15 protein-coding genes are annotated in these 23,432 nt (G+C 45.3%); 3 read left to right on the plus strand and 12 right to left on the minus strand.

The features are described 5' to 3' along the window. Positions 1 to 97: 97 nt before the first annotated feature. Complete coding sequence (locus tag G517_RS0112155) at positions 98 to 2,506, minus strand: ATP-binding protein (RefSeq protein WP_028304632.1); 2,409 nt, start codon at positions 2,504 to 2,506, stop codon at positions 98 to 100. A 99-nt stretch (positions 2,507 to 2,605) separates the two neighbouring features. Further along, positions 2,606 to 3,412 (minus strand): response regulator transcription factor, encoded by an 807-nt coding sequence (locus G517_RS0112160; RefSeq protein WP_028304633.1) that lies wholly within the window; start codon positions 3,410 to 3,412, stop codon positions 2,606 to 2,608. Positions 3,413 to 3,653: 241 nt separating this feature from the next. Here G517_RS0112160 and G517_RS0112165 point away from each other — a divergent pair, with 241 nt between their 5' ends. Beyond that, on the plus strand, positions 3,654 to 5,324 hold the full coding sequence (locus G517_RS0112165) for a sensor domain-containing diguanylate cyclase (protein ID WP_169447913.1): 1,671 nt from the start codon (positions 3,654 to 3,656) through the stop codon (positions 5,322 to 5,324). Between the two features lie 24 nt (positions 5,325 to 5,348). On the opposite strand, the gene G517_RS0112170 is transcribed toward G517_RS0112165, so the two are convergent. The 3 genes from G517_RS0112170 to G517_RS0112180 form a co-directional block, all read right to left on the minus strand. Continuing rightward, the gene (locus G517_RS0112170; RefSeq protein WP_028304635.1) at positions 5,349 to 7,094 is read right to left on the minus strand and encodes a GGDEF domain-containing protein; all 1,746 of its coding nucleotides are present in this window, start codon (positions 7,092 to 7,094) and stop codon (positions 5,349 to 5,351) included. 59 nt (positions 7,095 to 7,153) lie between these two features. Further along, positions 7,154 to 8,125 carry a tetratricopeptide repeat protein gene (locus G517_RS19000; RefSeq protein ID WP_084632199.1) on the minus strand — a complete coding sequence of 324 codons (972 nt, stop codon included), beginning with the start codon at positions 8,123 to 8,125 and terminating at the stop codon, positions 7,154 to 7,156. 134 nt (positions 8,126 to 8,259) lie between these two features. After that, positions 8,260 to 8,736 (minus strand): Lrp/AsnC family transcriptional regulator, encoded by a 477-nt coding sequence (locus tag G517_RS0112180; protein WP_028304636.1) that lies wholly within the window; start codon positions 8,734 to 8,736, stop codon positions 8,260 to 8,262. A gap of 276 nt (positions 8,737 to 9,012) precedes the next feature. Here G517_RS0112180 and putA point away from each other — a divergent pair, with 276 nt between their 5' ends. Beyond that, positions 9,013 to 12,741: a bifunctional proline dehydrogenase/L-glutamate gamma-semialdehyde dehydrogenase PutA gene (gene putA / locus G517_RS0112185; RefSeq protein WP_245543246.1), complete on the plus strand. Its 3,729-nt coding sequence runs from the start codon at positions 9,013 to 9,015 to the stop codon at positions 12,739 to 12,741. A 137-nt stretch (positions 12,742 to 12,878) separates the two neighbouring features. Here putA and G517_RS0112190 read toward each other — a convergent pair whose 3' ends face one another. After that, positions 12,879 to 13,106 (minus strand): hypothetical protein, encoded by a 228-nt coding sequence (locus tag G517_RS0112190; protein WP_157833196.1) that lies wholly within the window; start codon positions 13,104 to 13,106, stop codon positions 12,879 to 12,881. A gap of 223 nt (positions 13,107 to 13,329) precedes the next feature. On the opposite strand from G517_RS0112190, the gene oxyR reads away from it, so the two are divergent. After that, entirely contained in the window at positions 13,330 to 14,226 is an 897-nt protein-coding gene (gene oxyR, locus G517_RS0112195) for a DNA-binding transcriptional regulator OxyR (protein ID WP_028304639.1), read from the plus strand. A gap of 42 nt (positions 14,227 to 14,268) precedes the next feature. Here oxyR and G517_RS0112200 read toward each other — a convergent pair whose 3' ends face one another. The 6 genes from G517_RS0112200 to G517_RS0112225 form a co-directional block, all read right to left on the minus strand. Continuing rightward, positions 14,269 to 15,834, minus strand: coding sequence for a hypothetical protein (locus G517_RS0112200; RefSeq protein WP_028304640.1), 1,566 nt, complete (start codon positions 15,832 to 15,834; stop codon positions 14,269 to 14,271). A gap of 216 nt (positions 15,835 to 16,050) precedes the next feature. Beyond that, positions 16,051 to 17,622, minus strand: coding sequence for a hypothetical protein (locus G517_RS0112205; protein ID WP_028304641.1), 1,572 nt, complete (start codon positions 17,620 to 17,622; stop codon positions 16,051 to 16,053). A 330-nt stretch (positions 17,623 to 17,952) separates the two neighbouring features. Beyond that, positions 17,953 to 19,554 carry an alkyl hydroperoxide reductase subunit F gene (gene ahpF / locus G517_RS0112210; protein WP_028304642.1) on the minus strand — a complete coding sequence of 534 codons (1,602 nt, stop codon included), beginning with the start codon at positions 19,552 to 19,554 and terminating at the stop codon, positions 17,953 to 17,955. A 160-nt stretch (positions 19,555 to 19,714) separates the two neighbouring features. Further along, positions 19,715 to 20,281, minus strand: a complete 567-nt coding sequence (gene ahpC / locus G517_RS0112215; RefSeq protein WP_028304643.1) for an alkyl hydroperoxide reductase subunit C — start codon at positions 20,279 to 20,281, stop codon at positions 19,715 to 19,717. A gap of 258 nt (positions 20,282 to 20,539) precedes the next feature. Next, complete coding sequence (locus G517_RS20225; RefSeq protein WP_051206365.1) at positions 20,540 to 22,246, minus strand: diguanylate cyclase domain-containing protein; 1,707 nt, start codon at positions 22,244 to 22,246, stop codon at positions 20,540 to 20,542. A 19-nt stretch (positions 22,247 to 22,265) separates the two neighbouring features. Next, positions 22,266 to 23,312: an amino acid ABC transporter substrate-binding protein gene (locus G517_RS0112225; protein ID WP_245543247.1), complete on the minus strand. Its 1,047-nt coding sequence runs from the start codon at positions 23,310 to 23,312 to the stop codon at positions 22,266 to 22,268. Positions 23,313 to 23,432: the final 120 nt, after the last annotated feature.

Genomic DNA, 23,432 nt, shown 5'->3' on the forward strand with positions numbered 1-23,432 from the left:
GGAGGATAAGATGAATAAAGGCTGACGTTAGCACAGTTACAAATAACTTTGAAAGCCATGAAGATAGAGGGCAACAGCTCAAGGCTGTTATCTGACATTATTCAGAAGTAAGCCCGCAAATATCTGCTATCTTTTGGCGAAAAACAGCTAGGTCAACCGGCTTAGTCAAATAGGCCTCATATCCTTTAGTTTCAGATTTAGATCCTAGTTTAGAACGGAATGCTTGCGACGTTGCAGACAATAGAACAATAGGGATCTCCGGTGAACGCGCTTTTATAGCATCCCGTATCGCATCACCAGACAAACCAGGTAAATGATGATCCGTGATCACTAAGCTTGGAAGGTGCTCGGTGTTTCCTTCTAGCATGATAATAAATGCCTCTGCAGAGGCGAAGCTTTCGACAATAAAGCCCATGTCTTCTAATTCATGCTTTAAAAGTTCACGAATCTTTGCAGAGTCTTCTATCAGCCAAACAGGCTGCTCGTTGGCATCATAATAAGGTAATGCATCATTAGGGGCTGGGGTTATGCCTGAGATCAGCTCATTTTCGTCACCTTTATCAATAGCTAAAAGCACGGAGATAGATGTACCTTCTCCTTCAACGCTCTCTAGAATGATGCGCCCCTTTAGCTGTTTAACTAGGTCTCTAACAATGGCGAGCCCTAGACCAAATCCATCATTATTTTTGTTACCACGAACAAACGGACTAAATAGCTGCTTGCGAATTCTATTCGGAATACCACAGCCATTATCCTTTATCGTAAATTCAACATGCTGACGATTATGGGTGCTTTCGATAACATGAACGCTGAAATCAATGCGTCCGTTAGACGTATACTTCGCTGCGTTGTCGAGTAGATTAAGCAAAATTTGTCTTAGGGGGATCTCATTAATCCGAACGACAGGGAAAAGGTTAGGGCTAAAATCAGCAACTAGATGATTCTTGTTTTTTTCACACAGCATTTTTGAGTTATTGCAGATCCCGTCGAGCAGGCTATAAATATAGGCGTCACTGTATTCAGTTGCCACATCATCTGCCTTTGAATAATCAATAATGCGGTTAATCAAATTATTCATATAAATAGTACTGGTATAAATAATCTGGATTATTTCACCAGATTTTTCCGGCTGGCTTTGCAATAGCTGGGTATAGCCCATAATGGATGTTAGTGGAGAACGTAGATCATGAGAAATATGAGTTAACAGTCGTGTTTTATCATCGTTTGCTTGATGGGCCATTTTAAGTGCTTTTTCTAGCTCAGAGGTTTTCTCTTGTACCGCCGCCTCAAGGTGACCTTTTTCTTCGCGCTCTTTAGACCTTAATTGCCGCTCAATCGTTTCTTTGTGTTTCTTTACTTGCAGTGTATACACAACCAGAAGGCTTAGGATTATGCCAATTTCTACAATGATTTTTCCTTCGGCAAGGGCGGCGGTGTAGTACCAATTAGTTATATAGCCTACAAGAATAATATTGGCGACAAGCCACCATGTAGACAAAATGACCAGTAACGTGTGTTGAAAGTCATTTTTAATTCTCAGGGAGGCGGGTACTAATAAAAGCCATATCACTGAGTAGCTAATATCAATAAAAATGCCTGTTTTTCTAAGCAGTACACCGTCCAAGAAAAAGCTCATTAGCCCAAATACAGCACTTACCGAGAAAATGCCAACTAGCACATAGCGCCATAGCTTTTGTTGCTGCATCCCTAATAGAAAAATACTCACCGTTAGAAAAAGGGTTCCAGTTAAAATCCAAGTAAAAAATCGTAGCTGAAGGGAGTAGTCTGATAATGCTTGAAAAAGAAACAGGCTAAAAAATCCATTCTTTTCCGATTCGAAAGTAAACGTAACTAAAAGCCAAATACCAAGCAGAGTTAGTTTGAAATTTAGTTGCAATAGCAGAACAATAAACAAGGTGCAAATGGCTGCGAGTAGAGCTTGGTGGTGGAGCTGGCCTTGTATCTTTTGGTGAACAAAATCGATTGGATCCCAGCTGCTTATTTTCAGAAAGGGTCGACTGTCACTGGACACTCTAAGATAGAGATCAATCTCTTCACCATAAGCCATATTGATCGGTAGCAGTGGGTGAATGCTATCAGGTTGAGGACTATCCACCGCAGAGACTTGGTTATATCGGGCCAGAGGTCGCTTCTCTTTGGGAATGCTTAAACCTGTTACGTAATATTGTAATAGGGTATCTTTCTTCGTGGTTTTAGATTGAGAGCTAAAGAACCAAGCTTCTACTCGGCCTAGCCTCCAAGGCGATATCTCTAACCAACGGTGCAGGTACTGAGCAGGCGAGTGAGACAGGGAAAGGGTATTTTGAAGTTTAACTTTAAGCCATATTGTAGAGTTTTGGCGCGGTGCTGCTAAATTGCTTTGTGTGGCTACAACCCAGCCCTCTGCTTTTTTTGCTTGATCAATCGACGGTAGATCCGCATCAAGCACTAGCATTTTCAATGCTAAATTATCCGTCGGAGTCAATGAGGCAATATTCACCGTCATTGAAAATGCCCACGAACTTGGCAGTAGGCAGCAAAGAGCAATGAGGACGTATCCTAATCGATTTGGCGTATAAGTAAACGACATTAGTGATTTTTACCTTTATCTTAGTGCCGTTGGGCTTAGTCCAAAACGTTCTCTGAATGCCGTTGAAAAATTAGCGCCACTGGTGAATCCAAGTTGAAATGCAATATCCTGAACAGGTAATGTTGTTTCCTTTAAAAGGAATCGTGCTTCTTTCATTCGTTCCTCACGTAGATATTCAAAAACCGTAACGCCTGAGCAGGCCTTAAAGGCAGCATTTAATCTCTTGCTATTACAGCCTACAAGTTTTGCCAAAGAGTCTAAACTTGGTGGAGATGATAGACATTTTAATAGATGGATTCTTGCACTTTGGAACAGAATTCGATTCAAATTCGACCTCGAGCTGTGATGTTTTTCTTGTGGTTTATTAGACTCAGGTAAGTCGGTATTTGAAATAGTCGAAATATCTGAGGCTGGCGGTAAAGCACACATCTCAGGCCTTCTATTTAAGTGGATTACAAGGCGCATTCTAATCTCGCCAAAATGGAACGGCTTATTAATATAATCAACCGCACCAGATAATAGGCCTTTCACTCTTTCTTCAGGGCTATTTAAAGCAGAAAGAAACACGATTGGAATATGAGCCGTTGTTGCATCCGTTGACAGAATACGGCAGGCACGATATCCGTCACACTTAGGCATGTCGGCATCCATAAGAATAAGATCAGGCTGAATCAATATCGCCTGATGAACACCTTCTAGGCCATCTTCGGCTTGAAACACACGAGCGCCGCACTGCTGTAAGTACTCTGTTATCAACATACGCTCAGTCTCAACATCGTCAACAACTAATAATCGTGTTCCTTTCAAAGAAAATGCAGACATTTAGCGCCTCATAATGAACTAATTTAGTGCGTGTTACTAAAAAAGAATAATAACTTCGGCATAGGAGCAAAGGCTAGTGCCGCCCAGCAAACAGAATTATTTTCTCAAGTGATAACATCGGCCTAATAAAAATATATCCCAAAGGGATTTTTAACCTGTCGAGTAAGAGATGCATCACTTCCATAGCCTAAAAACCCGTCTTATATTAGCATTCGTTGGACTTCTTATACCGGTAACATTTGTGATCGTAATACTTTCGTATGTTGCTAGTGGTCGGGCTTTAACCGATATGGGGGATAACCTTTTAGTCGAAAAAGCTGAACGTATCAGCCTTGTTGTTGCCCGTCATATGTATGGCTCTGCTGCCGTTCTTGAAACTGCTTTTCCCACGGGTATTCTGGCGGAAGATGATATTTCCGACATGCTCAAAGAGTTACAGGTTAGATTTTGGGCGGCAACAACGCTGTATACCAAGCCGAATGACTATGTTTATTACGGAAATATTCAGGGACAGAATTTTGCAATTAAGCGTTTATCACCGACAAATGTTAATGTTCGCATTCGGTTGAATGAACAAGAAAATCGTAAATTGTATCAACTGTCAGATGTCAATCAGCAACCACAATATCAACTCACAGAAACAGAGACCTTTGATCCCCGTGATCGCCCTTGGTTTACGCTAGCGAAGGAAGTTGATAGTCATACTTGGACGGCGGTCTATGTTGATTTTGCCTCAAAAGACCTTGTCGTCACTCGGGCAAAGCGAGTGCTTGATAATGAACATGAATTTGCTGGTGTTGTAGCCACGGATGTTTCTTTGTCCCAACTGAATCAATTTATTTCGACACTTAGTGTTACCGACAATAGCCGCATTCTGATCCTTGAACCCAACGGTAAGATTATTGCCGCATCCTATACCGATAACCTTAAACAACAACCGCAAGGTTTGCCGTCACGAGTCTCAATTTTGGACAATACGGATCAGCTTATGGCTCCAGCGCTCCAGGCCCTAAAAAGTGAGAACTGGACTCAACTGTCAGGGCTGGGGCCTCAACGTATGCTTGGCAGCAACCAAGAGCCCATCCGTGTTATTTATAAACATATGACGGACGATGCAGGGTTGGACTGGATGGCGGTTATGGCGGTTCCAGAGAAAGATCTAACCGCACCTCTTCGCCAAACATTATCGGTGGTTATTTTCATTGGCGTGTTAGCCGTTTTGATGGCAATTATTCTCGGTATTTGGATCTTTGGTCGTATTGGCCTGCGTGTGCAGCAGCTTTCTGTCGCGATGCGTCACTTTGCTTTAGGTCAAACAGTGCAGTTGCCTAGCTGTGAGCAAGAGGATGAAATCGGCTTGTTAGTACAAGGCTTTAATATGATGCAAAAAGAGCTATTAACAGACCGACTAACGGGTATAGGAAATCGTATGGCTCTGGAGCGGGTTATGGGCCATTACTTGACTGAGGCATCATCAAAAGAGCCGCAGGGAGATATTCAGAGCCAGCAAAAGGACGGGCCATTTTCTGTTTTGTTTGTTGATTTAAACCGCTTCAAACCGCTTAATGACACCTATGGTCATGATAATGGCGATCAAGCCTTGAAAGAAATATCTCAGCGGCTAAAAAACAACCTATCCGCTCGGGATCATATCAGCCGGTTAGGCGGGGATGAGTTCGTTATCGTGATCGCAGACTGCGACTTGAAGCAGGCAGTGCGTCATAAAGAGTCGATTCTTCAACTGGTTCGTACACCTTTAACTCAACTTAAAAATATCCCACAGAATGTTAGCGTTACGTTGGATGCTGCTGTTGGTATCGCGGTATACCCTGAGGATGGAGCGGATATTTCAACGTTACTCAAAAAGTCGGATCGAAATATGTACCTAGATAAGAGTAAAGGCTCACGCTGAACGAGTTTACTTCTGCTCGTCGCTTTATGGCCGAAATAAACGCACTAGGTTTCGCCCATCTGATTTTGCTTGGTACAAAGCGGTATCGGTATTGTGGATAGCTTCAGCTAGATTATCGGTACTGCATACCACGTAAACGCCGATACTAACGGTTAATGGAATGTGGGTTAATGGGACATCGGTTAATGACTGGGTGCTGTTAATGGTTAAGCGGCCATGGACAGCCGTATAGTCATGGCTAGGATTAGTTTGTGCAATTTCAAGGCGAATACTTTCAGCCAGAGCCAATAGCGGCGGGGCTTGATCCAAAGAGACGCAGGCTAATAGTTCATCGCCACCCCAGCGAGCGGATGTGCCAATACCGCTCATATCAACGTGTTTCTTTAGAATACGGGCGACGGTTGTTAATACATTGTCGCCATGACAATGACCGTACTGGTCGTTAATTTCCTTAAAAAAATCAAGATCCAGCAAAATCAGACTAAAGCCTTGCCAAGGAGGGTTCATTCTTTCTTCTAAGATTTCCATCATACCGCGACGGTTTAATAGGTGTGTCAACGGATCGGTACGTGTTGCTATCTCAAGCTCTTGTGTTCGTTCTTTAACCTGCTGTTCAAGGTGTGACTGGGATGCCGTCACCTTGGCGGCCATCTCTTTAAAATGTTGTATTAATAGACCTATTTCACCGTGGCCTTTTAGATTATCGCTAACAGCCTGCCCTTGTTTTAATTGATCTATCGCCTTATTTAGCTGTCCTAGTGGGCGCATAATAATCACTCTTAGGGCGACATTAATCAGTACCATAAAGATAATAAGCGTTACACCGTAGATGATAAATATGCTGGAGAAGCGACTGATGGGAAGCAGCTTTTCAAGGTCAATTAAGGTGATGGCATACCAGTCAATCTCTGGTAAATAGGCCACGGCAAGCAAGTTGCGCTTGCCTCCAACTTGAATATATTGGCTAATAACCGAGTCAGCATTTTTGTTCGCATCCTGCATAGACTGCTTCAGTATGGCTCTGTCAGTATCGGTATCGATTAGATCATCAACGCGATGTAGGTCTTTTGTCGGTTGGGTAAAACTAGAAAAGTTAATCAAATTACTATCATGATAGAGCTGGATTGCACCAATATGATCAACAAAAATATTGGTGACACCGGGCTCTACTCGCTGAACCATTTTGTCCAGCACCTCTTTCAAGTTAAGCCCTGTGCCAACAATACCTAAAACATCTTCGCCATCTTTGAGTAAAACATTGGTCCAAAGCTTTGTGGCATCCAGTTTGTCATCCCAGTTGATATTCACATGTATATTGCGGCTCTGTTTTATCTGTTGATAAAACCAAGCATCTGCAGGATCTTTTTGATTCAGCACATAGCGTAGCTGACGACCTTGAAAGCGGTTATTGGTATCGTTATGAAAATATTCGCCTGTTTTGTAAAGCGCGACAAAATAGTTCATCTCTAAGAAATGGAAGCGGAAACTTTCCATCTCTTGCAGCGCGTTTTTACGTAAGGATGAATCATAGGGCTGGCGGGCAAACCGAATCAGAACGGCGGACTGAGCAAATTGGCGGGCTAATTCTAGCTCTCGAATAACCGGTTGCAACGTTCTCTGTCGATCATAGAGAACCTGTTTTTCGGCATAGCGAACGGCCCAATCTTCAATAATCCCTTCTGCTAGAGCACTGACAGACGGCCACGTAGCCGCAAAGGAAGCAAAGATAAGGCATAACGATGCGAGAAAAAAACGGAAATTCAGACTCATATGAAGCTCTACTTACTTTTTAAGGGCTTATTTTGGCGACAATTCGATAGAGCACTTCGTTATCCGTTCTCTACAGTATTTAGGCTGCGTTCTAGTTGATCTTGGTACTTTTTATTTGCTTTATTAAAGCCATCACAGGCTTTTTGATAGTCATTTTCGCAAGCTGTTTTGTACCATTTAAGAGAGGCTGCTAAATTGGGGTTCCGGCGAGGGTAATCCATATATAATACGGCCAGATTATACTGTGCTACGGCGATACCGGCATCTGCTGCTTTTTGTAGCCAGAAGGATGCTTGACCGAGATCTTCTTCTGTACCTAAGCCATAATAATAGAGATAAGCCAGTGCTAAAGAGGCTTCTGGATGATTTTGGTTGGCCGCTAAAGTATGCCAGTACAGCGCTTGTGAATAATTTTGATGTGCGCCAGCGCCATCTTCCGCAAGTAGACCTAGTTGGTATTGAGCATTGGCATAACCCTTTTCAGCGGCCTTTCTTAGCCAAGCATCTGCATTTTTGAAGCAAGTCTCTGTTCTTTTAAGACAATTTCCTGTCCCTAGCCCTTTCTTGTACATTAGGCCAAGTTGGTACTCTGCTTCCGTTAAACCCTGGTTTGCCGAAAGCTTAATCCATTTAATTGCACGGGTATGATGGCGGGGAAGGTTATCCTGGGCGATGTAATACATTCCCAGTAAATATTGGCCCTCCGCTAAACCTTGATTCGCTGCTTTTTGATACCACACATAAGCTTGCTCTGAATCATAATTACCACCACGCCCATCTTCATAAAGGCGTGCAGCCATGAGCTGTGCTCTGGCATCACCTTGTTTTGCCGCTTTAAGGAAGCTATTAAGGGCATAGGTGTAGCGTTCCTGTTGATAAAAGCGCATACCTTTATCAAAGGATGCGTGGGCCTTAAAAGCGGCACCTGAAAGCCCAAGAAACAGCATGATGTAGAGGGGAGCCCAATGAGAGAGCCATAGGGAATGATACCCTGTAAAACGTGTAAATAGTGGGCGGTGCAAGCGGGACATGAAAAGCCTCAGAAAGTATGGGTTGAGTCACAGTCTATTGTAATCTCATGTCGTCGCTTAGGGTATTAGTGATAACCCTGCTTTTTTTATAGATTTGGTCAGATTTCAGCCGTTATCTACCAACAGATCTGCCATTAGCTATCCAAGAGATGAGATTCAATATCCTTCACACTCTCCATGACTGCATAAGTGCTTGTTTGTAGTACATAGGGCAGGGTTGAGATCTGCTCTCCCAGCACTTTACGGTAATCTTCCATCCCCGTTGTACGTACCTTTAATAGATAGTCAAAACCGGCGGCAATCATATGGCACTGTTCAACTTCAGGTATCTGTCTGACGGCATCATTAAACGCATCTAACGCTTTGGTTTTGGTATCGCTCAGCTTGACCTGCACAAAAGCCACATGGTTTACCCCTAGTCTCGTCTGATTGACCAAAGCAACGTAGCCTAAGATATAGCCTTGTTCTTCCAGTTTCTTCATTCGTAACTGGCAGGGTGTTTTAGACAGACCTACTCTTGAAGCAAGCTCTGTAACCGTAAGGCGGGCATTCTTTTGCAGTTCACGCAAAATTCCATGGTCGATACGGTCAAGATCATCATTTCGTTTCATATAAGTGCACTCACAGGGTTGCTAAAAATGATGGTTAAAATGATAGCGATTGGCATCAATTGATGCCAATAACTTGGATAAGTTGGTACGTGATATAGGGTTATTTTATTTTATAGGCTTTATCGCTATAAAATCAGCTTATTTTTAATAATAAGCCTGATATACAGGGGGTAAAATAAATAATAGTTTCAAAACTATAAAAAAAATAGTGAAAAAGGCTATTCGGCTAAAGCTAGAATGATTCCCCAAGTTTCCATAATAACGAAAGGTGTCGATATGACTCAGGCAATGAACACTACAACAAATGCCGCAGTACACACGACGACTGCTATCCGTGAGGCGATTCGTGATCGCTATTTGGCAGACGAAACGCGTTCGGTTCATGCATTGGTTGAGATGGCAGCTCTGTCTGTTGAAACACGACAGCAGATTTCTGATGAAGCGGCAAAGTTAATTACCCGCGTTCGTACCTCTGCCAAACCTTCTATGATGGAAAACTTTCTAGCAGAATACGGCTTAACAACCAAAGAGGGTGTTGCGCTGATGTGTCTGGCTGAAGCGTTATTGCGTGTGCCGGATGCAGAAACGATCGACGAATTGATTGAAGATAAAATTGTGCCAGGAAAATGGCAGGAACACCTAGGTCGTTCAGAATCCGCTTTAATTAACACCTCGACTTGGGGGTTGATGGTTACTGGAAAACTGATTGCTCCGACGGATGAAAAAGGCTTATCAAGCACATTGCGCGCTATGGTTAAGCGTATGGGTGAGCCTGTGGTACGCACGGCGGTTAAGCAGTCGATGAAAGAGCTGGGTCGCCAGTTCGTTTTAGGTCGTACCATTGAAGAAGCCACTAAAAATGGCAAAAAACAGCAAGCCCGAGGTTATACCTATTCTTACGATATGCTGGGTGAAGCGGCTCGTACGGATGCTGATGCGCTGCGTTACCATCGCGCCTATTCTGATGCCATCACTAAGATTTCATCCGCTTGTACACATGATGATATTCGGAAAAATCCAGGTATTTCGGTAAAACTATCAGCACTGCATCCTCGCTATGAATTCGCTAAGCGCGAAAGTGTTATGGATGTGCTTGTCGAGCGTACGTTCCAGCTGGCGCTGATGGCAAAAAATGCCAATATGGGTTTCAACATTGATGCGGAAGAAGCGGATCGTTTGGATCTGTCCTTAGATGTTATTGAAGCCGTGCTAGCGCACCCTGAACTGGCAGGTTGGGATGGTTTTGGTATTGTTGTTCAAGCCTTTGGCCCACGGGCACCTTTTGTTCTGGACTGGCTGTATGCGACAGCTGAAAAACTCGATCGTAAGATCATGGTTCGATTGGTTAAAGGTGCCTATTGGGATGCTGAGATCAAACGAGCCCAAGTGATGGGGCTTGATGGTTTCCCTGTCTACACCCGTAAAGTGAACACCGATGTTTCTTATGTGGCCTGTGCGACCAAGCTGCTAAAAATGACGGATCGTATCTATCCTCAGTTTGCGACCCATAATGCGCACTCTGTCGCAGCGATTATGAATCTGGCCGATGATCTGGGTAAGTTTGAATTTCAGCGCCTGCACGGCATGGGTGAGTCTCTGCATGATGTTGTTGTGCAGGAAAACAAAGTACGTTGCCGTATCTATGCTCCTGTTGGTGCTCACCAGGACTTATTGGCTTACTTGGTGCGTCGCTTGCTGGAAAATGGTGCGAACAGTTCCTTTGTTAACCAGATTGTGGACACCTCTATTGCGCCGGAACAGATCGCCCGTGACCCCTTTGATGCAGTAAAGGCATTGGAAAGCATTCCTAATCCTGTAATCACTCGCTCTGCGGAGCTATTTGCGGATAAAGATAAAGGTGAGGCCCGCCGCAATTCGATCGGCTGGGATATTACCGATGCCCGCACCGTTGAAAAGCTGAATGCAGAACGTGGCGAATACCTGAATCATCAGTGGCAAGCAGGCCCTATGATTGCCGGTGACGTGGAAGGCTCAAACCGTAAAGCGGTACTTAACCCGGCAAATCATCAGGATACGGTAGGCGAAGTGCTTGAAGCCTCTGTAAACGATATCGAAACCGCTATTGTTGCTGCACAATCTGGTCAAAAGATTTGGGCAGCACTACCGGTTACGGATCGTGCCGCTCGCATCCGCAAGTTTGCTGATTTAATGGAGACCAATGCGCCGGAGCTGTTCGCACTGGCAACCCGTGAAGCCGGTAAGTCTCTGCTGGATGGCATCGCTGAGATCCGTGAAGCGGTGGATTTTGCCCTTTACTACCCAGATGAAGCAGAACTGCATAACGAAGACGGCACCGCCCGTGGTTTGATTACCTGTATTTCTCCGTGGAATTTCCCTCTGGCGATCTTTGCTGGTCAGATCTGTGCCGCACTGGCAGCCGGTAATGCTGTGCTGGCTAAGCCTGCGGAGCAAACCGTACTGATGGCCAGTCGTGCGGTTGAATTGATGCACGAAGCGGGTATTCCAAAAGATGTAATTCAACTATTGCCAGGTGCCGGTGCCGTTGTGGGGGCGGCCTTGACCTCTGATGCCCGCATTAACGGTGTCTGTTTCACAGGCTCTACACCAACCGCACAACATATTAATCGCTCTATGGCGGCGAATATGTCGGCTGATGCGCCCTTGATCGCAGAAACCGGCGGCATGAATGCTATGATCGTTGATTCCACGGCGCTGCCTGAGCAGGTTATTCGTGACGTACTGGCATCCTCTTTCCAAAGTGCCGGTCAGCGCTGTTCGGCGTTGCGTGTACTGTATGTACAGAAAGATATCGCCGATCACCTGTTAGAAATGCTTTATGGCGCAATGGAAGAATTAACCCTTGGTAATCCTTGGCTGTTGAGTACTGATGTTGGGCCGGTGATCGATAAGCTGGCACAAGATAAAATCATAGCGCACATCAACATCTTTAAAGAGAAAGGTCGTTGCTTAAAAACCTTTGAAGTGCCAAATGACTTAGGTGATCAAGGTACCTTTGTGCCACCAACGGTGATTAAGCTCGATAGTATTAAAGAGATGGAAGAAGAGATCTTTGGCCCGGTGCTACACGTCTGCACGTATGATGCGAGCGAGCTGGACCAAGTGATCGCTGACATTAATGGTCGCGGTTACGGCCTAACATTTGGCTTACACTCACGCATGGATTCTCGCATTGATTACGTGACCGAGCGCATTCATGTGGGGAACGCCTATGTTAACCGCAACCAAATTGGTGCCATTGTTGGTTCACAGCCCTTTGGTGGTGAAGGCTTATCGGGTACTGGCCCAAAAGCTGGGGGCCCACTTTATGTCCGCCGCTTTATGCGGATTGCCGATCAAAATGGTAATGATGCATCACAGGGTGATCAAGTAACAGAAAAACAGGGTGATCCGGTAACAGATAGCCAAGGAATAGATCGCAAGGTAACAGAAGGCTCATTGCAAGAAGCCATTAATCTGGCGTTAAAAATGGCGGTTCGTTCGGCTGAAATCTCCACTAACTTAGTTGAACAGCAGCTAGGTGTTCTTGCGAGCCATGTTAAATCCCCTCTATTAGTAACCCGCGAAATGCCAGGGCCAACCGGTGAGTTGAACCGATTAAGCTTCCATGCCCGTGGTTTAGTGTTATGCACAGGCCCAGATCTGGAAAGTGCGACCCAGCAAGCGGCAGTTGCCTTGGCTCAGGGAAACCGTGTGGTTGCGGTTGCCTCAGGTATTAAAGCGCTGGCAGAGCAACTGGCACAGGCGGGTTTACCGATAGTCGGCCTAGACGGTGCAGTTGAAGCCACAGCCTTGGCTCATTTGACGGGGATTGATGGTATCGCGAGCAACGCAACCTCTGGGGTGCTTTCAGCCTATCGTACTGTTTTAGCGGCTCGAGATGGTGTTTTGCTGCCATTGTTAACGGAATCACATCTGCCAGAACGCTTTGTTCACGAGCGCCATCTCTGTGTGGATACAACCGCTGCCGGTGGTAACGCTAGCTTGATCGCCTCGACGAACTAGCTCCTAGCGAGAAGAAAAAAGCGTTGAGTAGAAACAAATAAGCCCTGGATGTTTTTTATCCGGGGCTTATTTTTTTTGCGGCAATTAGGTGCCGATTACTAATATTTTGATGCTTATGCTGAACCTCTAGGTTCTGCTTAGGCTACATGCTCAATACCTAGCAGTTGCCCCAGTTTATTAACACTACTGGAGATACTTTGGCTTTTTTTTCTGAACTCTTGCTGCAGCTGCAACATGGCCATTTCAAGCTTAAGGGATTGCTCTAACTCGTTGTTCAGACAGGTCTTTATTTTTTTCTTTGTAGGCTGTCCTTTTGGCACAGAGCTGAGAGTCGTCCATCCTGTATTTAATCGCGTATTGTTCATTCCATTACCCTATCGATTAGTTGGCAGCGCTGATGAGATCGTCACTGACCTTTATGAGCGTTGGCTTGTGTCATTAAAACATAAGCATATTACATACCAATTACCCTTTTATTTTGTAATGTTATACCGGTTGGTATCTACGTTGGCTCTTGCAGGTGAAATATCTTGCGGCTTACCATAGATAAAATCTTATAAAAAACCGGCATCCAAAAAGGAAGCAGCTATGGTAAAGCTACGTGATTTAGAATATCTGGATGCGATTGATCGCTTTAAACACTTTGGTAAAGCGGCAGAGGCTTGTTTTGTCAGTCAGCCGACGTTAAGTGGGCAAATCATGAAGCTAGAAGAGCAGCTTAATTTACAGCTTGTCGAACGACATCGCAGAAATGTTATGTTGACGCCAGCCGGTGAACAGTTAGTAAAAGAAGCGCGTAATGTTTTAAAGGCGGCTCAGGTCTTTGAAGAGACCGCTCGAACATTATTAGATCCTTTAGCCGGTGATCTGCATATGGGGATGATCCCGACGCTGGCGCCATACCTTTTACCTCATATTATGGAGCCACTAAATAAACGCTTACCCAACGTGAATTTTTATCTGCACGAGAAGCAAACCAAAGTGCTGATGAAGGAGTTAAATGAAGGCAAACTGGATTTACTGATACTGCCTTGGCTGGATGATATGCAGGGTGTTGAGCGTTATGACCTATTTGATGAACCTCTGGATCTTGCTGTGTCGCCGGAGCATCCATTGGCGGATAAAAACAGCGTTACCTTTGATGATTTAAATAATCAGCAATTACTCACGCTGGAAGATGGCCACTGCCTGAGAGACCAAGCGTTAGGCTATTGCTTTACCGCAGGAGCGAAAGAAGACCATCGCTTTCAGGCCACCAGCCTGGAAACATTGCGCTATATGGTGGCCAGCGGTATAGGAATGACCATGCTGCCCCGCTTAGCCACCCGTAATTTGGAAGACAGCCATCGCATCCGCTATATCCCGTTTAGGTCACCCCAGCCAACACGGAAAATATCCCTGTTAATTAGGCCTCATTACTCACGGATGACCTGCGTACGGGAAGTTGTCGCCAGTGTACGGAAGGTGATGCAAGGGCTGTTCTAAAGGCTGTGCAACAAGGCAGCGCTTCACAAAATTGAACGGTTATTAATGGTTATGCAAACGCGTGTCTAGGGCACCTCGGGTCATATCGCCAAAAACATGCAGACGATCAACACTCAGATCGCGCTCTTTGGCGGATAAGAGATTAAGCTGACGTACCATATTCAGTGTATCTTGATTTAATGGTGGGGTTTCATACTCGCCATTTTTGGGTGGCCAGATATCCGAGTCCAGTTTGCGCTGCCCCAGCCAAGCATTGGCGACCAGTACCTCCGCTGTTTCTGCCATATCTTTATAGGGATCAGCTCCTTTTTCTTTCTGGAAGTACATGGCATCACTTGTTTTTCCGGCTGGCCGAGAGAGATCGCCCATTCGGGACATAAATACCAGATCCCGGGCTTCAGCGTTGTTTCTTACCGCATCGATAGCGGCCAAAGCATCGCTGTGTTCTGTCAGATCAAGCGGTTCGAGGTAATCGCTGCCAAACAAGTGCTCCATGCCCTGCACGGTAATTTCCAGATAGGCGCGCTGGTTACTGCGGTCCAGATTGTTTAGCGTGCTGGTCATATTCAACAGCTGCTCATCGCTGAACTCATAGTTATCCAGCAGGTCCAGCGTATCTTTAACCATATCTCGTCCAATGGAGTAGCTGTCATTATCCAGCCAAGCCACGTTGGCTGCTGAGCCGTCATTCAGGTTGCTGTTGTTATCGGCTTTTATTTTTAGGTCAAGCATGTGCCTGGTTTTATCAGCGGTCTCGGCAATAAATTGCAGCAAACCCTCTTTTGCTTCCGGTGAGAACGCTTTGTTTTTCAGCATTTCGTAGCTGCGTACCCCTAACTCTTCATCCAGAATATAAACCTGCATTAAGGGGATTTTTTGCGTCTCATCAACACTGTCCAGATTGTTCATCAGGCTTTGATGGTCTTTGGTGTTGTGCAGGGCATTCAGAAATGTGCTCAGGTTATCTATTGAGCTGTTTTTGTTTTGGGGTAGGCGAAACAGTTCTTTTCGGCTGTAGGTGTCCGGTTTTTCTCTTGCTTGAACCTGTTCTGTGTAGGGCTGCACCTGCTCAGCATAGGCATGAGCCTGATCGAGTATCTGTTGGCGTAGTGCTGGCTCGCTGTCAGCCAGAGTCTGCATTACATCCCGAATGTGGATAAGGTTCTGAAGATCATAGCTTTTTGGATAGAGATAACCATAGTGACCCTCCGATTGCATGGCAATCATAATATCGGTGAACTGGGACAGCTCTTCGTCGCTGAGATTTTCCGCCAATTGGAAAATATCATCCCCTTTCAGTAGGTTCTTGTAATCACTGATATTGCTGATAATGGTGTCCCGTTGTTCCGGTGACATGCGCTCCAGTAAGGCATCGGCTTTGACTTTCTGTTCGCCATGAAAAAGGTCGTCATAGGTCGCCTTGTCAATAGGCACTAACTTGGCACCATCTTCAATACCGAGTTCCCGGGCTTGTGCTTTGGTGTTTTCTCGGGCGCTCTGCACTGCCTGACGGACAGATTCAGCAGGTAATGAGGTGTTTTGTGTTCCGGTCGTGGCGGTGTTTGAGGGGCTCAAAAAACGGCCGAAATAATGGCTGGTATTCAACATGGTCTAACATCCCTGTGGTTGGTACTAAACATCGAGTACTTTTTAAAAAGCTAAGTGATCTTTAAAAACTGAGTGGCCATTAACAGTGGCTTGTTAATGGCCCGCTTAAGCAAGATGATCCTATTACCGTCACCGTTAAAGAAGCCCAGATGATCCGGCCTCATTGAAAATATGCTAAAGGGCTGCTCAAGCTGCCCTTTTTTATACTTCTTGTTTTTAGCGCTGATTTTCAGCTGATTCCGTCAGACGGGGATCTAGCATTTCCTGACTTAGAGCACTGAAAGTGTGTAGCCGGTCGATGCTTAGGTCGCGCTCTTTCGCTGAGAGTTCATGTAACTGGCGCAGTATCTTGATAGTATCGAAGTTCATCATGGGGGCTTGATAACTATCATCAGCCGTCTCTATAGGTGGCTCTACACCGTATCTGTGCTGACTGAGCCAGGCATGGGATACCAACGCTTCTGCGGTTTGGCTCATATCTTTGGCTGAGTCCTCGTTTTGCTTCGCGAAATATTGGCCGGCCTTCAGATACTCGTCATATTCTTTGTATTCCCCCAGTCGGGACAGCATAACCAGATTGCGGGCATCGCTATTACCTCGCACTGAGGCAATGGCTGACAATGCTGCTTTATGGTCAGCCATATCCACAGGTTCCTCGTTGTGATCTTTACCAAACAGGTGCCCCATGCCCTGAACGGTAATTTCGATATAAGCCCTTTGATTACTGCGATCCAGCCTATTAAGTTCGCCGGTCATGTTTAGTAACTGATCGTCGGTAAATCGATAATTATCCAGCAGATCTAAAGTGTCTTCGATCATCCCAGTGCCTACGCCGTAATAGTGGTCATCTTGGTCCAGCTTTAAGGAGGTGTTTTCCAGATCTTTGGAGCTATTGACTAATTGCCAGCCTTTGGTGTACAGCAAGGTTTTTTCGGCGGTCTCGGCAATAAATTGCAGCAATCCCTCTTTTGCTTCCGGTGAGAAAGCTTTGTTTTTCAGCATCTGGTGGCTGCGTACCGCTAACTCTTCATCCAGGATATAAACCTGCATTAAGGGGATTTTTTGCGTCTCATCAACACTGTCCAGATTGTTCATCAGGCTCTGATGATCTTTGACGTTGTGCAGGGTATTCAGAAATGTTTTCAGGTTATCCATTGAGCTGTTTTTGGGCGGGTTGAGTAGCTCTTTCCGGCTGTAGGTATCGGGTTTTTCCGTTAGTTGTACCTGTTCCGCGTAGATGTGGGCCTGGTCGAGAATCTGTTGGCGCAGTGATGGCTTACTGTCAGCCAGAGTCTGCATCACATCCCGAATGTGGATAGGGCCCTGAAAATCAGAGCTTTTTGGATAGATATAACCATAGTGACCCTCCGATTGCATGGCAATCATAATATCGGTGAACTGGGACACTTCTTCGTCGCTGAGGTTTTCAGCCAATTGGAAAATATCATCGTCTTTCAGGAGGCTTACGTAATCACCGATATTGCTGATGATAAAGTCCTGTTGTTCCGGTGACATGCGCTCCAGTAAGGCATCGGCTTTGACTTTCTGTTCGCCGCGAAACAGGTCGTTATAACCGGGTTTATAAGTTGTCCAGTCAATAGCCTCTAACTTGGCACCGTCTTCAATGCCTGGCTGCTGGGGTTGTGCTATTTTACCTTCACTGGCTTGTTGTGCCGCCTGCTGGATCTTGCTTTGGACATTATTATGGTCAGTGCTTTGCGGGCTGACTGGTGTGGCGCTGGTTGACGTGTTAATAAAACGATTAAAATAATGAGTGGTATTAAACATGATCGACCTTCCCTGCTGTGATCTCTGGTAAGCAGTGCTTCCTGATAAAGTGACACCGTCCTTGTCACATGATTTTTTGTCATTTAGCCTGTTTTACCCAAGCTTTACCTTCTGTCTGTGGACGGTAGGTTTTTGCATGACAAAGAATCCTATCGGCAGTAGCTAAAAAAGCTTTAGTGCAGATACTCAGGATGACTCAGCAAAAAAAGCCGGAGCATCTCAACAGAGATATTCCGGCTAACCAATCGGCTGCTTTTACTGATTAGGCGCAGCGGGGTCGTGTCGATTGGGTTTGCGATTGTTTGCGTTACTCGGCGATAAAACAGAGGGTCACAGAGCTTCTGGCTCCGGTGTGCGAATCAGGTAATCGAAGGCTCCCAGTGCGGCATTGGCTCCATCGCCCATGGCGATAATGATTTGCTTGTAAGGCGAGTCGGTAACATCTCCGGCGGCGAAAACACCGGGTAAATTGGTTTCTCCACGACGACCGACGACAATCTCACCTCTTGAGGTTAGATCAATAGTATGGCTTTCGTGTCCTTCCAGAGATTTTAGAAACTCGGTATTAGGGACTAAACCAATTTGTACAAAGATACCTGCTAGCTCTATCTGTTTAGTTTCACCAGAAACACGGTCAATATAGTTCAAGCCGGTTACTCTCTGACCATCGCCAATGACCTCTGTTGTTTGAGCCTGCATAATAATGTCGATATTACCCATAGAACGAGCTTTTTTCTGCAGAACATCGTCGGCCCGTAGCACGTCACTAAACTCTAAAACGGTAACATGCTCTACGATACCCGCCAGATCAATGGCGGCTTCTATACCGGAATTACCACCGCCTATTACGGCAACACGCTTGCCTTTGAACAGTGGGCCGTCACAGTGTGGGCAATAGGCAACGCCTTTATTACGATATTCCTGCTCACCGGGTACATTCATCTCACGCCAGCGTGCTCCGGTTGCTAGTAATATACTGCGACTTTTTAGCGTTGCGCCATTTTCAAGGGTTACCTCAATCAGGCCGCCGATCTGTTTTGCACCAATAACATCGGTAACCGATTGATTGGACATAATATCAACATCGTACTCACGTACATGCTCTTCCAATTGGGCAACCAGTTTTGGGCCTTCGGTTTCTTTAACCGAGATAAAATTCTCAATGGCTAAGGTATCACCGACCTGGCCACCAAAACGGGTGGTCACTAAACCTGTGCGTAGACCCTTGCGGGCAGTATAAATTGCAGCGGCAGAACCGGCAGGGCCAGCACCAACGACAAGCATATCGTAGGCTTCTTTAGCGTTTAGGCTTTCAGCTTGGCGCTCTGCTGCGCCGGTATCCAGCTTGGCCAGAATCTCTGCCAAAGTAGTGCGACCTTGGCTGAAATTTTCACCATTTAGGTAAACCGAAGGCACCGCCATAATATTACGCTGGGTGACCTCTTCCTGGTTTAAGCCGCCGTCGATCATAACGTGATGAATATTCGGGTTGATCACCGCCATCATATTAAGTGCCTGCACTACGTCTGGGCAGTTTTGACAGCTTAGGGAAATATAGGTCTCAAAGTTGTACTCGCCTTTTAGATGTCTAATTTGCTCAATAACGTCTTCATCCAATTTCATTGGATGGCCGCCGCTGTGTAGAAGGGCTAGTACCAGAGAGGTAAATTCATGGCCCATAGGGATACCGGCAAAGCGCAGCTCACGGCCTGTTTCTGCTGAACGCACGATTAAAGTTGGGCGGCGTTCATGGGCGTGGTGTTCACTTGCTGCAACAATACGAACCTTGTCAGACAAGGCGGCGATCTCTTGCGCTAATGTTGTTAATTCGATTGATTTTGCACTGTCGTCGGATACGGTGATCAGCTCAACAGGGCTTTTTAGATGTTGCAGATAACCTTGCAGTTGTTGCTTTAGCGTTGCGTCTAACATGGTCGCTCTCCTGTTTTGGCCGTATCCAAAGATGTGTTAATAAACGGATAAATAATGGATAAATGTTGAGAAAAAGGAGTCGAGAAGCTCACCTAACGATGAGTCGGTGAGCTTCTTTTATCGGGCTTTCTCGTATGACGCTAGATCGGTATGACAAGGTTTAGATTTTGCCAACTAGATCCAGAGATGGTGCTAAAGTGGCTTCGCCTTCTTTCCATTTTGCTGGGCAAACTTCACCAGGGTGAGCAGCAACATACTGAGCTGCTTTCACTTTACGCATCAGGTCAGACGCATCACGGCCAATACCTTCAGCGGTAACTTCCATTGCTTGAATTACACCTTCTGGATCCATCAGGAAGGTTGCACGGTCTGCTAGGCCTTGGCCTTCACGCATTACGCCAAAGTTGTTAGAGATATTGCCGGACTGGTCACCAACCATGTAGTAGTTGATTTTGCCGATGGTGTCAGAGCTGTCATGCCAAGCTTTGTGAGTGAAGTGAGTGTCAGTCGATACGGAGAAGACTTCTACACCCATTTTTTGCAGCTCTGCATAATGGTCTGCCAAGTCACCCAGCTCTGTTGGGCAAACAAAAGTGAAATCTGCTGGGTAGAAGAAGAATACAGACCACTTACCTTTAACGTCTGCTTCAGTAATATTCACAAACTCGCCTTGTTTAAAAGCGGTGGCTGCAAATGGCTTAATTTCAGTGTTGATTGCTTGTGGCATTTTACTCTTCCTGTTCCATCATTAATGAACCATTGGGCTGATACTGAATTAGCGCTTTGGCTAAGCCCTTTCGTTGAAGTCAGAATAATTCTAAGGGGAATAGGCTGAGAGGAATAATTGATTGGGCAAATAGGTATAATAGGTTTTAACTATCAGTTTGCTTGGTTTTTGATAGCTTTTTTGTGCGTTTTTGATAGCTTGCTTGTAAATTATTGATGGTTTTCTTGTGAATTGTGGTTAACAGGGGCGTTTATGGGGCTAGAACAGTGACAATAGTGTCGCTTTTGCGGTGCGGTTACGACCGTATCCTTTGGCCTTATAAAGTGCGTTGTCCGCCTGTTGGATTAAGCGATCTAAGGTTTTCTCATTGCTAGGAATGGTGCTGGAGACCCCTAAACTTAAGGTTACAACTTGATATTCTGAGCCTTCATGTTTCAGCTGCATATCAATAATGGCAAGTCTAAGCTTTTCTGCGATACCTGCTGCCTGCTCTTCCGTGCTATCAGGGGTTAAGATAATAAACTTTTCACCACCGTAGCGGCCCAAAAGGGAGTCGGGTACATCTTTAACCACTTGGGTGAGTGTTTTTGCTATTTGTTTTAAACAGATATCCCCTGCTTGATGACCGTAGTGATCGTTATAGGATTTGAACTGATCAATATCGCACATAATAAGCGCCAGGGGCTGTTGAAGGTTCAACGCTATTTGCCAGTTATCCTGTAGCCTTTGATCAAAATAGCGGCGATTGGCAGTCTCCGTCAGTGGGTCTGTTTCACTTAATATTAAGAGTTGGCGGTTGAGGCGGCGTAGCTGGTTATTGGCTTGCTGGGTATCGGTTTGAGCTTGATTGAGTCGCTGTTCGGCATGGTTTCTGGCGTCAACGAAGACCTCAAAGGCTTGACCTATCACCGATATCTCATCATCGCCTTGAGTTGGAATAGCTTTAGGGTCACCGGCAACATGGGCGCTCATAATATCGCTAAGGTGGTCAAGACGGTCGACAAGCCGACGGCGAATAAACATCACCGTTAGAAAAATACTGATTAGAAAAAGAATGCTAAAAAAGGCTACTAAAATTAATGCGTGCTGTACCGCTTGCTCGTAGTTTCTGGCGGCCTTATGGGCGGTTGACTTTAAGCTTTGAAAGTAATTATAGCTACTGGTGGTTAACCGTTGGGCGTAAAGCCTAGCTTCTCGGGCGGAGGATAAGGTTGCACGGTGGCTTAGGGTAAGAGGCTTGCGTAAATCAAAGGTTTCTTGCACCAAAAGGCTTAGTTTGCGTTGTAGCTTTGGTTGGCCCATCAGTTGATTTGACAGTATTTGATTGGCCTGTTGCTGCAGTTGATGTAACTGTCCGTTCTTCTCTGATTTTAAGGCGATAAGGCAGGTGTTGATAATATTCTGGGCGGCTAAGAGATCTTGAGTGTCTATGGTATAGCTAAGTGATTCTTGTTGATGGCTAAGTGAGGTCTGTATCTGTTTATTGGTTTGAATGAGCTTGAGTAATAGTGCCTGTTCCTGCTCTGCAAAGCGGCGCTCTTCTTCCATTCGTAATGCTAGCTTATCGAGGCTTTTGAAGTAGGGCTTTTGCCAACGGTCAATTTCATCAATATAACCCTGTTCAATCTCATTAGTGGCTGTTAGCTGATTGCGAACATAGTGGTAAAGATCAACAAGGTCTTGGTTTAATGCACCTTCTTGAGTGACGCTTCGGTTTGTGCTTAAGATATTTTCAAAGGTTTGTGCCGCAATAACCTCGGCATCACGGGATAGTTCTGCGGCGGTCAATGCGCGTTCATAATGTAACCCGCTAAGTTCTTTCAGCCCCTGCTTTTGCTGCAACAATGCTGAGATGCTAAAGCCTGCAACGATCAGGTATAGCGCCAGTCCTCCCGCTAAAAGAAGTGTTAGCCGAAAGCCGATACTGCTAACAATATGCTTGGTTAAATATTCGAAGCGGCTCATAGCTTGACTCATTGGGGCGTTACTTAAAGGGAGGGGCAAAGAGTACGCCGCCTTGATTCCATAATCGATTTAATCCACGATCCATATTGATAGGTGTGCTGAGGCCAAAATAACGATTATAGATTTCACCATAATTGCCTACTGCCTTGATAACGCGGTAAGCCCACTGGCTGTCTAGGCCAAGTTGCGTGCCTATATCTCCGGTCTTGCCTAGAAGGTTGAGTACTTCAAGATCCTCGCTGGTTTTTAAAATCTGATCAATATTCTTTGACGTAATGCCTTTCTCTTCCGCCAGAATAACCGCATGTACAATTGAGCGAATAATACGCGACCATTCTGGATCATCATTACGAACCATCGGGCCGATGGGCTCTCTGGAAGCCATTTCTGACAGAATAGTATAATCATTGGGGTTGTCGGCTCGGTTCGCACGATTGGTTGCTAAGTTTATACGGTCTGCGGTGTAGGCATCACAGCTACCTCGAAAGAAGCTATCGCCATTAGCAAAGATAATATCAGCCTTGTAACCCCGTGCTTTAAAGGTATCCACGAGATTTGTATGAGAGGTGGTATTGGCCGTGACACAGATGCGCTTGCCCTGTAAGTCTGATATTCGATGAATACCCGAGCTTTTACGCACCATAAAACCTTGGCCATCAAGAAGATAGACAACTGGAAATTCGACGTGGTATTTATTCTCTCGCCCTATCGTCCATGTTGAGCTGTACATGACGACATCTGTTTTTTTATTTATTAAACTGGTAAAGCGTGATGTTGCTCCCACTTCAATAAAGTTCACAAATTCCGTATTGCCTAAAACAGCGGCAGCCGTTGCGCGACAAAAATCGACATAGAAGCCTTCCCAGTGGCCTTCATCATTAATAGCACTGCGGCCAGGGTCATCGGGGAAAACACCGCAATCTAAATCGCCTTTTTGAATGATCCTATCTTTAGTTTCTGCGTAGGATGGATTGGCATAAAACATGCCACCCATAAATACGAGAATTACGCTTAAGGATAGCGTCAAAATACAGCCAGTAAGGTTTTGAATTGGCGTTAGCATCATGCCGTCTCTGTTTTCGTTCTTATTTATGATGTTGCCATGTGTTGTTAATAACTTGTTATAAATTACATTATTTTGTGTTTTTTTGTTTGCTTTGAAGCTTGTTTTTGTTAAAAAAAGCCT

This window comes from Oceanospirillum maris DSM 6286, from assembly GCF_000422865.1.
Classification (GTDB): Bacteria; Pseudomonadota; Gammaproteobacteria; order Pseudomonadales; family Halomonadaceae; genus Oceanospirillum; species Oceanospirillum maris.